At 72.6% G+C, this 13,818-nt stretch carries 11 protein-coding genes; 5 read left to right on the forward strand and 6 right to left on the reverse strand.

Annotated features, from left to right (window positions below; genetic code table 11):
* Window positions 1-80: 80 nt before the first annotated feature.
* The 3 genes from OHB41_RS41155 to OHB41_RS41165 form a co-directional block, all read right to left on the reverse strand.
* Window positions 81-929, reverse strand: a complete 849-nt coding sequence (locus tag OHB41_RS41155; RefSeq protein WP_266704924.1) for an ABC transporter permease — start codon at window positions 927-929, stop codon at window positions 81-83.
* Window positions 926-1,876, reverse strand: a complete 951-nt coding sequence (locus OHB41_RS41160) for an ATP-binding cassette domain-containing protein (RefSeq protein WP_266704926.1) — start codon at window positions 1,874-1,876, stop codon at window positions 926-928. The genes OHB41_RS41155 and OHB41_RS41160 overlap by 4 nt, the downstream gene beginning before the upstream one ends.
* Window positions 1,877-2,160: 284 nt before the next feature.
* Window positions 2,161-2,640, reverse strand: coding sequence for a carboxymuconolactone decarboxylase family protein (locus tag OHB41_RS41165; RefSeq protein WP_266704928.1), 480 nt, complete (start codon window positions 2,638-2,640; stop codon window positions 2,161-2,163).
* Between the two features lie 341 nt (window positions 2,641-2,981).
* Between OHB41_RS41165 and OHB41_RS41170 the strand changes: the two genes are divergently transcribed.
* The 3 genes from OHB41_RS41170 to OHB41_RS41180 all read left to right on the forward strand — a co-directional run bounded on the left by OHB41_RS41170 (window position 2,982) and on the right by OHB41_RS41180 (window position 5,581).
* Entirely contained in the window at window positions 2,982-3,695 is a 714-nt protein-coding gene (locus OHB41_RS41170) for a DUF3159 domain-containing protein (RefSeq protein WP_266704930.1), read from the forward strand.
* A 36-nt stretch (window positions 3,696-3,731) separates the two neighbouring features.
* Complete coding sequence (locus OHB41_RS41175) at window positions 3,732-4,157, forward strand: hypothetical protein (protein WP_266704932.1); 426 nt, start codon at window positions 3,732-3,734, stop codon at window positions 4,155-4,157.
* Between the two features lie 203 nt (window positions 4,158-4,360).
* Complete coding sequence (locus tag OHB41_RS41180) at window positions 4,361-5,581, forward strand: carbohydrate-binding protein (RefSeq protein ID WP_266704934.1); 1,221 nt, start codon at window positions 4,361-4,363, stop codon at window positions 5,579-5,581.
* A gap of 140 nt (window positions 5,582-5,721) precedes the next feature.
* Here the strand turns inward: OHB41_RS41180 and OHB41_RS41185 are convergent, their stop codons facing one another.
* A complete protein-coding gene (locus tag OHB41_RS41185; RefSeq protein WP_266704936.1) occupies window positions 5,722-6,936 on the reverse strand; it encodes an alpha/beta hydrolase family protein in 1,215 nt (404 codons plus the stop codon).
* A gap of 279 nt (window positions 6,937-7,215) precedes the next feature.
* On the opposite strand from OHB41_RS41185, the gene OHB41_RS41190 reads away from it, so the two are divergent.
* Window positions 7,216-9,309, forward strand: a complete 2,094-nt coding sequence (locus tag OHB41_RS41190; RefSeq protein ID WP_266704938.1) for an FUSC family protein — start codon at window positions 7,216-7,218, stop codon at window positions 9,307-9,309.
* Window positions 9,310-9,453: 144 nt separating this feature from the next.
* Here OHB41_RS41190 and OHB41_RS41195 read toward each other — a convergent pair whose 3' ends face one another.
* The gene (locus tag OHB41_RS41195) at window positions 9,454-11,385 is read right to left on the reverse strand and encodes an N-acetylmuramoyl-L-alanine amidase (RefSeq protein ID WP_266704940.1); all 1,932 of its coding nucleotides are present in this window, start codon (window positions 11,383-11,385) and stop codon (window positions 9,454-9,456) included.
* Between the two features lie 458 nt (window positions 11,386-11,843).
* Window positions 11,844-13,445, reverse strand: a complete 1,602-nt coding sequence (locus OHB41_RS41200; protein ID WP_266704942.1) for a M1 family metallopeptidase — start codon at window positions 13,443-13,445, stop codon at window positions 11,844-11,846.
* A gap of 75 nt (window positions 13,446-13,520) precedes the next feature.
* Here OHB41_RS41200 and OHB41_RS41205 point away from each other — a divergent pair, with 75 nt between their 5' ends.
* Window positions 13,521-13,796 carry a hypothetical protein gene (locus OHB41_RS41205; RefSeq protein WP_266704945.1) on the forward strand — a complete coding sequence of 92 codons (276 nt, stop codon included), beginning with the start codon at window positions 13,521-13,523 and terminating at the stop codon, window positions 13,794-13,796.
* Window positions 13,797-13,818 lie beyond the last annotated feature (22 nt).

A 13,818-nucleotide genomic window follows, 5' to 3' on the forward strand; every position in this document is an offset into this window, starting at 1 on the left:
TGGGCGAGGCACGCGGGCGCGGCACCCGGATGAGCCGGGCACCGCACCGACAGCGGACGATACGCGTGGTGTACGGGCCGTCAGGCGTCGCTGCGCACCAGCCGGAAGGCGGCCCCCGCCAGCGCCAGCACGGTCCAGCCGAGGAAGACGACGAGCCCGGCGGTGGGCGACAGGGTGGTGCCGTCGTGGGTGAGGGCGAACATCGACTCGCCCGCGTTGCTGGGCAGATACGGGCTGATGTCGTCCTGCCAGGAACTCGGCAGGAGCGAGATCAGGCCGGGGACCAGCATCAGAGCGCCGACCAGCACCGAGATACCGCCCGCCACCGAGCGCAGCAGCGCGCCGAGGGCGGCGCCGATCACACCGACCAGACCGAGGTAGAGGCCCGCGCCCAGCAGACTGCGCACCACGCCCGGGTGCGAGAACGTCATGGCCGCGTTCGTACCGGACACGATGCCGCTCGCGAACAGGAAGGCGACGAACGCGCCGACCGTGCCCACGGCCAGGGAGACCAGGCCGAACACGGCCGACTTTGACCAGAGGACCGGCAGCCGCCGCGGGACCGCGGCCAGTGTGGAGCGGATCATGCCGGTGGAGTACTCGCCCGCCGTGACGAGGACGCCCAGGACGCCCAGTGCCAGCTGCGCGAAGTTCGTACCGAACAGCGACAGGCTGACGGCGGTGGAGCGGGCGAAGTCCGGGTCCATGTGGTGGCCGGAGTCGATTCTCGACTTGTACTGGGCCGCGGCGATCAGACCGAAGGCCACCAGGAAGACCAGGCCGAGGCCGAGCGTGATCCAGGTCGAGCGCAGGGACCACAGTTTGGCCCACTCCGAGCGCAGCACCCGGCGTCCGGTCACCCGGTAGTCGGGGCGCGCGGCGGGCGCGGGGAGCGGAGCGGAGGTCTCGGTCGCGGTGATGGTGCTCATGCGGCCCTCCCGGGGGTCTCGACGCCGGCGCCGGTCGCGGTGGTGGAGCCGTGGTACTCGACGGCGTCCCTGGTCAGGTCCATGAACGCCTCCTCCAGCGACACCGACTTCGCGCTCAGTTCGAACAGTGCGATGCCGTGCTCGGCCGCCTTCACTCCGATCTGGCGTGCCGTCACACCCGTCACGTGCAGTTCCTCGGAGCCCGCGCGGCCGGTGACGTCGACGCCGGGACCGGCCAGCACCTCCCGCAGCCGGGCCGGATCGGCGGTGGCCACCTTCACGGTGTCCCCGCCCACCTCGCGGATCAGGTCGTGCACGGTGGTGTCGGCCAGCAGCCGGCCCCGTCCCACGATGATCAGGTGGTCCGCCACCAGCGCGACCTCGGTCATGAGGTGCGAGGACACGAAGACGGTGCGGCCCTCGGCGGCGAGTTCGGTGAGGAGGTTGCGGATCCAGAGCACGCCCTCGGGGTCGAGCCCGTTGACCGGCTCGTCCAGCATGACCGTCTGCGGGTCACCCAGCAGCGCCGCCGCGATGCCGAGGCGCTGGCCCATGCCGAGCGAGAACGCGCCGGCCCGCTTCCTGGCGACGCTGCCGAGCCCGGCCAGTTCGATGACCTCGTCGACGCGGCGGCGCGGGATGCCGTGGGTGAGCGCGAGCGCGTGGAGGTGGTTGTACGCGGAACGTCCGGGGTGGATCGACCTGGCCTCCAGCAGCGCGCCGACCTCCTGCAAGGGGGCGGCGTGCTGGGCGTAGCGGCGGCCACCGACCCGTACGGAGCCGGCGCTCGGGGCGTCCAGTCCGACGATCAGGCGCATGGTCGTCGACTTTCCCGCGCCGTTGGGTCCCAGGAAGCCGGTGACAGTGCCGGGCCGGACGACGAAGTCGAGATGGTCGACCGCCGTCTTCTCCCCGTACCGCTTGGTCAGCTGCTGTGCCTCGATCATCGCTCGTCCCTCGCGTCCGGGCGCCACACCGGTTCTGGAGCGCCTCACCTGCGACGTTAATCTCCAGAGACCTCGCGAGCCGTGGTACCGGGGGGTGAACTACGGCCATCGGGTGGTACCGCGGTACCACCCGGCACGCTGCGACCGCGATCGGGGGCCGTGGGCCGGCGCCGGCCGTGATCGACCGGCGCCGGTGGATCGGGCCGACGGATTCGGCCGGCGGATTTCGGCCGGTGGCGCCGGCCCGGCGCCCCGGGCACTGACGCGGGGTCAGTGCGTCGCGGTCATCCGAACTGGCCGGGCTGGTAGTCGCCCGCGGGCTGCCGGACGATGACGTTCATACGGTTGTACGCGTTGATCAGCGCGATGAGTGACACCAGCGCGGCGAGCTGCTCCTCGTCGAAGTGCTTGGCGGCGTTCTCCCAGACCTCGTCGGACACGCCCCCGGCGGCGTCGGCGACGCGGGTGCCCTCCTCGGTCAGCTCCAGGGCGGCACGCTCGGCGTCGGTGAAGACCGTGGCCTCCCGCCAGACCGCGACCAGGTTGAGACGGAGGGTGGACTCACCGGCGTGCGCCGCGTCCTTGGTGTGCATGTCCGTGCAGAAGCCGCAGCCGTTGATCTGGCTGGCACGGAGCTTGACCAGTTCCTGTGTCGTGCGGGGCAGCGTCGACTCCGAGACGACCTTGCCCGCCGAGTTGATGTGGCGCGCGAACTTGGCCGTGAGGGCGTTGCCGTAGAAGTCCAGACGGGCGTCGGCGTTCATGGTGGTCTCCTCGTCGCGTCGGTGGATGCACCCCCATGACGGACCGGCCCGGCGGGATGTGACACCGAGGCGGGGAGGTCGGATGTGACCTGCGTCTCCCGGTCGGACGGGCGCAGCGGATGCGGCGTGAGCGGGGCGGTCGCAGCATGAGAGGCAGAGGTCTCGCCTCAGCGCCGAGCCGGGGGACACCTCGTGCCCTCGGCCCGATACGGCGGCTCAGGCCGCGGAGGTGTCCGATGGCTCCACCCGATGCGACGCACGGCCCCGGAGGGACGGGGACCGGCAGGACTCCGCCGCCCGGCGGCGCGGGGGCCGGTTCGCGGCCGAGGTCCGTGCCACCCGTGACGGACAGGGACCGGACGCCGCCCGGACCCGGATCCGGGCCCGTGATGCTCGCGCGGGCCGACGCCTCCGGCCGCGAACCCCCGCACACCCGCGGCGTCTTCCTCGGCTTCGCCCCCTGGATCGTCTTCGACGTCGTGGCGAGTCCCAGTACGTGGAAGTACGCCGCCCTGGCCGCGCTCGTCACGGCGCTGGTGCTCAACGTTCCCGAACTGCGGCGCGGGAGCCTCAAGGTGCTGGAAGCGGCGGGTGTGGTGTTCTTCGCCGTCCTCTGCGTGCTGGGGCTCGTGCTGGACCGTCAGGAACTGATCTGGCTGGAGACCTACGCGCAGACGCTGTCCAACGGGGTGATCGCCGCCGTTGCACTCGGGTCCCTCGCCTTCACGCCGTTCACCGAGCAGTACGCCCGCGAGTCGGTGCCCCCCGAGTACTGGGACTCGCCGGTGTTCCGGCGCACCAACCGTGTCCTGACGGCGATGTGGGGCGGGGTGTTCCTGGTCACGGCTCTGCTGGGGCTGCTCGCCCTGCGGGTGAGGTCGGGGGCGGACTGGCTCAACTGGGTCGTCCCGATCGCCATGCTGGTCGCGGCGGTCCGCTTGACGAAGTGGTACCCGGAACACGTCCGGGCACAGGCGCGGGCCCGGGCCCAGGGGCCTCCCCGGGGCCGAGGGGACGACCGCATTCCGGGGGAGGGGCCTCGCACGCTAGGGTGAGCGGCCATTCGTGCAGGTGAGGGGCAGGGGAGTCGGATGCTGGATCACTCGGAGGACAGGCTTCTGGAGGAGGCCCTCGGCGCGATCGCCGGACAGGGGCGTCTCGGCGCGAAGTTCGCGGCCAGGTTCCTCAAGCACGACGTCCACGAGATCGAGCTGAGGCTGCCGCTGAGCTTCGACCTCGCCCTCGAACGCGTCCGCGGGAGCCTGGTCGAGTCGGCGGACGGCACGGATCCGTCGCTGCTGCAGTCCGGGGCGGACCGGGTGGCGCTGCGCGTGATGTCGGGGGCGGGCTTCGCGGCGATGAACCCGGTCGTGGTCACGGTCACCGTGACCCGCGTCGAGGAGGACAGCACCGGGATACGGGTGCGGGCGGTGGCCAAGGAAGGCCTGATCAAGCAGCACGCGGGTGAGAAGACCGCGCAGCGTGTCGCGTCGGCGCTGGAGGGCCGACGCGGGTGACTCCGGCCGGGCCCCACCGCGGGTGCGCGTGCCCGCGTACGTGCCCGTGCGAGTGCCGTTGCCCGCGCCGTCGGGCGCCGGGGAAGAGGTAAAGAGTTCGCCTGGTCTAGTCCAAAGGGAAATCTGGTCTAGGCCAATCCATTGACATGGCCGCAACAGCATCAGGAAGCTGGGGCGAACCCCCTCTCCCCTGGAGGCACGCAGTGAGACGTCTTCGCGCATGTCTGGGCGCAGTCGCCGCCGTCGGACTCGCCGCGGCGGGTACGACCGCACTGGTCGCGGGCAGCGCTTCGGGCGCGACCTCCGCACTCGCCAACCGCTGGTACGCCGCGGCTCCCTACCTGATGCCGCTCGACAACGACCCGCCGGACCCGGGCGCGATCATGGACGCCACCGGCCTGAAGGCGTTCCAGCTCGCCTTCGTCCTCGCCCCCAACGGCGGTGGGTGCAGCCCCACTTGGGGAGGCACGGCCGCGGTCTCCTCGGACACCGCCGTCCAGTCCGTCGTCAACACCATCCGTGCCAGGGGCGGCGACGTCTCCGTCTCCATCGGCGGGTACGGCGGTACGAAGCTCGGCCAGGTGTGCTCGGACGCGGCCGCCACGGCGGCGGCGTACCAGCAGGTCATCACCAAGTACGGGCTGCACGCCATCGACTTCGACCTCGAGGAGCCGGAGTACGAGAACACCGCGGCCATCAAGAACGAGATCGGTGCCGCCAAGATCCTCCAGCAGAACAACCCCGGCCTGTACGTCTCCGTCACCACCGCGGGCACGGCGGACGGTACCGGCTGGTTCGGCAAGCAGATGCTGCTGGAGGCCAAGTCGCAGGGGTTCATCCCGAACAACTTCTCCATCATGCCGTTCGACGGCGGCTTCAACGGCGCGGCCTCGCAGACCAGCGCGCTCACCAACTTCAACCAGATCCTGCAGTCCACCTTCGCCTGGGACCAGGCGACCGCCTACGCCCACGAGGGCTTCTCCGGGATGAACGGACGCAGCGACACCGGCGAGTACTTCTCACAGGCCGACTTCCAGACCGTGCTGGACTACGTCACCAGTCACAACATGGACCGCTTCACGTTCTGGTCCCTCAACCGCGACCGCCAGTGCACCCCGGCCGACAACGGCGGCCGCACATCGGGGACCTGCTCCAGCGTCGCGCAGAACTCCTGGGACTTCGCGAAGTATTCGGTGAAGTTCGCCGGCGTGACACCCCCCACCTCGACCCCCACCCCCACCCCCACCCCGACGCCCACGCCTCCCGGCACGGGCTGCAAGACGGCCTGGAGTTCTACCGCCGTCTACACCGCCGGCAACGAGGTGTCGTACAACAAGCACAACTGGAAGGCCAAGTGGTGGACCCAGAACGAGACTCCGGTCGCCTCCGACTGGGGCGTCTGGCAGGACGAGGGTGCCTGCTGAGGTCCTGACGGAAACGGTGGGGCGGGGCTCCCGGGGCGAGGCCTCGGGGACGCCGCCCCACCGCGTGCCGGCCCCACGGCAGGTGCCCGCAGCCCTCGGGACAGCAGTGCGCGGGCGGTGTCCGCGCCCGTCGGGACGGATCAGTCCGGTGGCCCGGCTGTCAGGCGGGCGTCCAGCCAGTCGAAGACGCGCTGTTCGAACAACGCGCGGCCCATCGGCTCGCAGTGCAGATGGGCGCCCTCGGCCTCGGTGAAGCAGACCAGCGCCTTGGGACCGGGCAGCGCGTCGTAGAGCCGCCGCGACGCGCCGGGCCAGAAGTGCTCCCCCTCCGGGTCGGTGATCAGCAGCGGGGTGGTGATCAGCCCGGCCACCGGGGACACGTCGTACCGGGCGACCTCGGACAGCAGGTCGTACGGCGAGTCGACCCCGTACGGCCGGGCCCGCCGGCGCCACATCGCGGCGAGCGCCGGATCCGCGTCCAGAGCCTCGCGGACGACGTGGTCGAACGTGTCGCGGTCACCGGAGTCCCACAGGCCGCGCAGCTCCGGGCCGAGGTGGCGCCACCAGCTCTCCGCGACGTCGACGACACCCGGATCGGCGACCGCCGCGGCGATCCGGTGCTCGAACGCGAGCGCGCGCGGAACCCAGTATCCCGCCTGGCTGATTCCCGCGAGCGCGATGCGCCCGGCGTCGACATCGGACCGCGCGGACAGGAAGTCCACGACCGGCGTGACGACCTTCTCCCAGTCCGGGCGGAACGTCACTCCGTGCTCGAACAGCATGGACTGCTGACCGGGCCCGTCGAACAACAGCGCACGGTGGCCCCTCGCCACGGCGGGCGCGCCGAGCAGCGTCCAGGCCGAGCTGACCGGGCCGTCGCTGCCGTTGTTGACGATCACCGTCGACAGCGGTCCCGGCCGATCGGGCGGGCTCATCAGATAGCCCGGCAGCGTCCTGCCCCCGTACGGGATCGCGACCCGCTCGGCGGGCGGGTCCCATGCCCGCGCGAACCGGTCGAAGCAGTCGCGGTGCTCGCCGAACACCTCGCGCAGCCGCGTCTCCGGGTCCTCGCACGACTCGACGCCCACGAGGGCCAGGCCGAAGTATCCGGCGGCCCGCAGGAAGGCGTCCCGGGCCGTGGCCGACCGGCCGCGCGCCGCGCTCCTCTCGCCCTGCTCCCGGACACGGCGGCCCAGCGCGGCCCAGGTCCAGAACCAGGTCTCCCCGCCGGCGTCCGACACGGCGGCCGAAGTCGCCAGCACCTCGCCCACGTCCGCGCCGTGCCGCCAGGCGGAGCCCAGAGCGATCAGGATCTCGTAGTCGAACTGGTCGTCCTCGTTGAACCGGTACGCCATGGCGACTCCCGTGGCCCGCGCCGCCGGACGCCCCCGCGCCCGAGTCCACCACCGTTTCAGGCTACGAGTCCCCCCGTCCCCCCGCACCCGGCGGCGACCGCCACCACGTGCGCAGGTCCTCCGCCGGGTCGAAAATGAGCAGAGGCCCGGTCGCCGAGCACCCGCGGTGCCTGCCGAGAGGAACGTCCGCATGTGCCCCATGAGCCGCAGGAGCGCACCGCCGCCACCCCCGTCACGGGCCGACCGTGGTGAGCGAGCCGACGTGGGCGGCGAGCGGGTATGAGGCCCGGGCCCGTCGGCTCCGCGGTCGTACGGCGGTCCGTACAGGTCACCTGCTCGGCGAGCGTCGGCTTCTACGCGTTCCTCTACGGTCTCCATCAGCCCGTGGCGGCGTTGTACGCGCTCTTCACCCCCATCGCGCTCGGCCTGCTGTCCATCATTCCCGGGACCGGCCGGCGGCAGGCGTGGATCACTCTGCGGACCCTGCCGTTCGGGCTGGCCCTCGTCGCTCTGGGCACGGTCCTGGCGCAGTCCACGGCAGCCGCCGTGGCGGGCATGCTGGTCGTCGGATTCCTGTTGACCTTCAGCGTGGTGGCCGGACCCCGCGCGGCGGGACCCGCGCCCGGTCTGCAACTCCTCTACATCCTGGCCTGTTTCCCGCCCTACGCCCCCCAGACGCTGGGCGGCCGTCTGACGGGCGTGGCCGTGGGCGTCGTCCTCCTCGCGCTGTGCCACGCGTACCTTCTGCGCGGTCCGCCCGCCATGAGCTTCCGCGACCGGCTCGCCGACGCGCTGGAGGCGGGCGCGGTCGCGGCGGCCGACTCGGACCGCGTCCCCGTCGCGAGGCTGCGTGAACTCAGCGAGGGGATGCGGCTGTCGCGGGTCGCGCCCGGTGAGCGCCCCACCGGCCCCGGCCGCGGGGACCGGGCGCTGGGCCAGGCGGGCGCCGCGGCCCGCCGGATCCTGGACCAACTGGCCTCGCAGTTCGAGCTGTCCGCGTTCGAGGGCGTACCGCTGGGCACGGACCGGACGTCCGCGGCGCTGCGCGCCCGTGTCGCGGCCGTGTGCGCGGACACGGCCGCGGCCCTGCGCACCGGTCGGCCACCGCCGTCGGCCGACCTGCTGAGGCAGGAGATCCAGCGCTTCCAGGCGGACCGGATCCGTCGCGCGGCCGATCCCGGGGAACAGGGCGTGGACAGTCGTGTGCTGCGACGGCAGGCAGCGGTGCTGACGCTGGCGGAGTCGGCGTGGATCGCGGTGACCGCCGTGGGGGTCGCCGCCGCCCGGCGCCGCGGCGCACCGCTCTCACCCCGTGAACTCTTCTGGTACGTGGACCTGTCCACGGCGCAGCTGTGGGCGCGCCGGATCGCGGGGAACGCGACGCATCGCTCGGTGTGGTTCCAGAACGCGGTACGGGTCGCCTGCGGGCTCGCCGTCGCCCGGCTCGTCGCGGGCACCTTCGACCTCGCGCACGGGTTCTGGGTCCTGCTGACGGTCCTCACCCTCGCCCGCACCACGGTCGGCGCCACCTGGCGCGCGGTGCGCGAGGCGGTGGCCGGCAATCTGGTGGGAGCCGTGGTGGCCGGTGCCCTGCTCATCGCGCTCGGCCGGCACCTGGACGCCTACGCCGTCCTCCTCGTACCGGGCATGCTCGTCGCCTTCGCCCTGGGCCCGCGGCTCGGAGTCGCCTGGGCACAGGGGCTGTTCACCCTGGTGGTCGCCTTCGCCTTCGCGCAGATCACCCCGACCAGCTGGCGGCTGTCGGAGGCACGCCTCGTCGATGTCGTCACCGGCAGCGTCATCGGCCTGCTGTGCGGGCTGCTGGCCTGGCCGGCGGGTGCGCGGAAGGAGGTCCGCCGGACCATGGCGAGCCTGCTGCGTTCCTGCGGGGCGCTGGTGCCCGCCACGGTCGAGGCGCTGCTGGACGCGCCGGGGGCCGACCCCTGCGAGCCCCCGACCCGGCCCACCCTGCATCACCTGCGGCTGGCGGAGGCCGCCTACGCGCAGTTCCGCAGTGAGCCGCCCGCTGCCTGGGAGGCGGTCCAGGTCGACTGGCACGGGGTGCTCGTGGTGGCGTACCACACCGTGCTGGGGGCCCAGCGGCTTCCCTGCTTCGAGGTACCGCTGGCCGACGTGCCGCCGGACGCGTGCGCCTGGGCGCGCAGGACGGCGGCCGAGCTGACGACGGACGTGGACCGCATCGCCCTCCACTTCACCACGGAGAAGCGCCCCGCACCCGGTCGGCGTCCCTGCGCTCCGCCGCTGCCGCGGCACCATCCGGGGCTGCCCACCCTCGTCGACCTCGAAGTGTGGCTGACGGCCATGGACCATCAGCTCCGCCGCATCGAGGCATCCGTCGCCGTGAAGCCGTGAAGCCGTGAAGCCGTGAAGCCGTGAAGCCGTGAACCCATGAGCCCGTGAAGTCACCGAGCCGCGTAGCCGCGAGACCGCGAAACCGTGAAGCCCACGGGGACCCGGACCGGAGACCCGGACCGGAACCCGCGTCCGGCGTTCCGGTCACCGCCCGCGTGGGGGTGCCGCGTTGCCCGCCGTGGACTCGGACCCCTGCGACTCGACCACGTCCACGTCGCTCGCCCGGACGAAGGCGATCCGCTGGCCGAGCTGGATCTCGTACCACTCCTCACGGCCCGTCACGACCGGGCTCGGCGTGTCACGGAACCGCGACCTGTCGATGTGGGACCCGACGAGGCGGGCCTCGGTCGCGTACCGCTGCCCCGCGAGGAAGTGGTACGGCAGCGCCGACTCGGGCTGCGCCGGCACCCCGTCCGGGTAGGCGTCCTTCTCCGGGAGGGCGCGTCCGTAGACCGGGACCTCGTTCAGGCCTGCCTTCGGAGTCACCATCCGGCCGCTCGCCCCGACGGCGGTCGGGTGGTTCTTCGAGTTCTTGAGCCACGCCCGCTGTCCCTGGTACCAGATCGCCGTCCAGTCGCCCTCGTACCCGGCCACCGCGAACGTCTGGCCCGCGGAGACCCGCGACCCCAGATCGTCGACGTCCACCGTGGAGGCCTCGCCCCCCGGGCGCCGGCCCGGGTCCTGGATCAGCGGAGCGCTCTCGTCCGGCGCGGTGCGGAGGCGGACGGTGCTGGAGCCGTGCGGCGCGCAGGGCGTGCCGGCCTCGGTGCAGCCCGTGAACTCCGGTCTGTGGGTGGCGTAGTCCGGCAGCACGGTCACCATGTCGCTGTCGGTCCCGGCAGTGGCGCGCAGGGGTACGCCGAGGAGGTCGAAGTAGTGCCGCCAGTCCCAGAAGGGTCCCGGGTCGTCGTGCATGCCGGGAATGGACGAGGCGGTCGGGCCCGGTACGTTGTCATGGCCGAGGATGTGCTGCCGGTCGAGCGGGATGTCGTACTTCTCCGCCAGGTAGCGCACCAGACGGGCCGAAGCCCGGTACATCTGTTCGGTGTACCAGCTGCCGGGCTGTTTGAGGAATCCCTCATGCTCGATGCCGATCGAACGGGCGTTCACCATCTGGTTGCCTGAGTGCCAGGCCATGTCCTTGGTCCTGATGTGCTGGGTCACATGGCCGTCGCTGGAACGGATCGAGTAGTGCCACGACGGCTCCTTCGGATTCTGCACGGTCCGCAGCATCGACCGCAGGGTCGCCTCGGTGTCGTGGAGGACGATGTAGTCGATCCTCTGGTCCCGGGGCCGGTCGGCCACGTCGTGGTTGCCGTAACTGCCGTCGTCCGTACGTACGTACGGGGCGCTGAGCCAGTCGCAGTCCAGCTCCGGCGGGCACTCGACCTCCTTCGGCCGGTGCGCCTTCCGCTCGTCGGCGGCGCGCGGGCGCACGCGTGGGCTGGCGGGCAGGGTGATCTGCTCGCCCGCGTCGGTGGTGCGGTGCGCGCCCTGGCGGATCAGCGAGAAGACGTCGTTCGCGTAGGCCGCGGCCGACACGGCGTCATCCGTGCCCGAGAAGCGCGCCACCGCGTCCCACCAGTCCTTCGGGTCGGCGCTGAGCGGTTTGCCGAGCTGTCGCTGAGTCGCGGCCAGGAGCGCCGCGCCGCCGCGGACGTTGGCGGCGGCGTCCGTCCGCAGCTGCCCCGCCGGGGCCCCGATCAGGACGGCGGCGCGGCGCAGGTCCGCCGGCTGCTCGGGGCGGCTGCCCGGGGAGTTCACCGGGGGAGCGGCCGACGGCCCCGCCGCGATCGCGGGCGCCTCGGCCTTGCCGTTCGGCGGCTTCGCCGGAGCCTTGGCCTGACGGGTGTCCACCAGGTGCATCGGACCGTAGCCGCCGGCGACACTCGGGGTGCCCGGCCGGGAGTCCCACCGCGACTGCAGGTACGAGACGCCCATGAGCACACTCCGCGGCACGTGGTACTCGTCCGCGGCATCCGTGAAGACGTTCTGCAGCTTCGGGTCGGGAGCCGGGCCGCCGCAGGCCGGAGCGCCGGTCAGCAGCGGTATCAGCAGCGCGGCGGACGCGGTCATGCGGACGGTCCGGCGGCGCCCTCGTCCAGCAGCGGGGCTTCGGCGGGCGGCACGTGTCTTCATCCCGGAGATCTCCAACCATGCTCGTCGCGGCCAGGACAAGGAGTTGCCCCTTGCACCACCCCTTGTACGTTTCCGTGCCCGACACGCGACGGCGCGCCGAGCGTCACCGGTGTGGACCAGCGGCCCGGCAGAGGCCACCCGGTCGGCGGCAGAAGCGTCATATCTGACGCAGCGTCAGTAAAGAGCCGCCGTTCAACGCGAGGGCGAGCGGAACGGAGGTGCGACGACGCTGTACGAAGCGTGGGGTGACGGGCCGTCGTGACGGACCGTCGAGGCGGGCTGGACGCCTGACAGGCCGTACGCCTGACGGGCCGTACGCCTGACGGGCCGTACGGCTGACGGGCCGTACGCCTGACGGGCCGCACGGCTGACGCGCCGACGGACGGCGCGACGGCTCAGCCCTGGACCGGGTCCGGGTGCCAGTCGGGGTGCCCCGGCATGGGCGGGGTGTGCGTCCCGTACAGCCACGGGGTCAGAAAGGCGCTCAGGTCCCGGCCGGCGATCCCGGACGCGAGCGCGACGAAGTCGTGGGTGCCGGCGACCCGGCCCTGATACGTCGTCACCCAGGCCCGCTCGATCCTGCCGAAGGCCTCCTCGCCCACCTTCTCCCGCAGGGCGTAGAGCACCAGTGCCGAACCGTCGTACCGCATCTGCTTGAACAGATGTGCGTCGCCGTCGGGTTCGGCGGGCGCCCCGTCGTCATGACGCCACTGGTCGTGCCGTTCGTACGCCGTCCGCATCGCGCTCTCGAAACTGTCGCCGCCGTGATCGCCGGAGTACAGGCGTTCGTAGAAGCGGGCGTGACCCTCGCTCAGCCACAGGTCGGACCACCGCCGGATGGCGACGCTGTCGCCGGTCCACTGATGGGCCAGCTCGTGCACGAGGTTGCGCTCGGCGTCGACCCGGTCGCCCAGCAGGTCGGCCCTCGGTACCACGGACAGGGACTGCGTCTCCAGCGCCACCGGCAGGTCGGTGTCCCCGACCAGGACGCCGTAGCGGCGGAAGGGGTACGGGCCGAGCCGCCGTTCCAGCCAGGTGAGGTGCTCGGAGGTGAGTGAGCGGTACGCCTTGGTGCCGGTGACCAGGCCGTCCGGGACCACGTCCCGAACGGGCAGTCCGTGCGGGCCGGTGCTCTCGACGAACGTGAACTTCCCGATCGCCACCTGGACCAGCTGGGCCGCGACCGGGTGCTCGGAGTCGTACGTCCAGCGGATCCGTCCGTCGGGCCGCCGGACGCGCTCGACGAGCCTGCCGTTGGCCACCGCGCCGAGATCCGGTGGGGTGGTGATGTGGAAGGTGACCGGCGCCCGCAGGCTCGGGTGGTCGTCCACCGGGAAGATCATCTTGGCGCCGTCGGGCTGCGGGTAGAGCACGGTGCCGTCGGGCGTCGGCACCCAGCCGTAGTCCGCGATGGCGTCGCTCCGGTGCCGTTGCCGTGTCGGATCGGCGGTGTAGTCGACCCGCACGGTGAAGGTGCCGCCCGGGGCGATGGGCCGCGCGGGTGTGATGACGAGCTCGTCGCCGTCGCGCACGGCGCGCGCCGGCGCGCCGTCGACGGTGACCCGGCGCAGGGTGTTGCCCGCGAAATCGAGGTCGAAGCGGGAGAGGGCCTGCGTGGCGGTGGCGTCGACGGTGGTGCTCGCGCCGAACGGTGTTCTGGGGGCCGCCCAGTCGAAGTCGAGGGTGTAGCGCCGGACCGTGTAGCCGCCGTTGCCGTCGAGCGGCAGGAGCGGGTCGCCGATGCCCGGCGCGCCGGGGGAGGGGAGGGGCGCGGGCGAGGCGGGGGGCGCGGGCGAGGGGCCGGGGGCGTGGGTGCCGGGGCGGGCGGAGGCGCGGTGGTCCCCGGAGGGGAGGGCGCCGGCGAGGGCGACCGCGCCGGTGATGCCGACGGCACCGGTGAGGGTGAGCGCGACGACCGTACGGCGGGAGCGGAGGTCCCGGCGGGGGCGTCCCCGCGGATCCGCTTCTGGCGGGCATGGCGTGAGCGGCGCGCTCACCGGAGGAACCGGCGGACGTCACCGCACGCGCGGACCGGCGTGCGCGTGGGGATGTGCGTGGGGGTGTGCGTGGGGGTGTGCGAGCACGCGGCCGTGGTGTGCGAGGACGCGGGCGTCGTGTACGAGTACACGGGTGGGTACGAGGACTCGGGCGTGCACGGGCGATCGGGCGTGGCCGTACATGGGCGAGCGCGCGTGATCCTCGGCCGGCGGACGGGCGTGGTCCTCGGCCGGCGGACCGGAGTGGTCGTCGTTCGGTGGGCGCGGCCGCCGGTCCACGGACGCGTGCGGCTCGTGGTCCTGCGAGGGACCTGGCCGGCGGCGGTCGCGATCTTCATGGCCGCACTATGACACCAAGGGGTCCCAAGAGGGC

This window comes from Streptomyces sp. NBC_01571 (assembly GCF_026339875.1).
Lineage (GTDB): Bacteria > Actinomycetota > Actinomycetes > Streptomycetales > Streptomycetaceae > Streptomyces.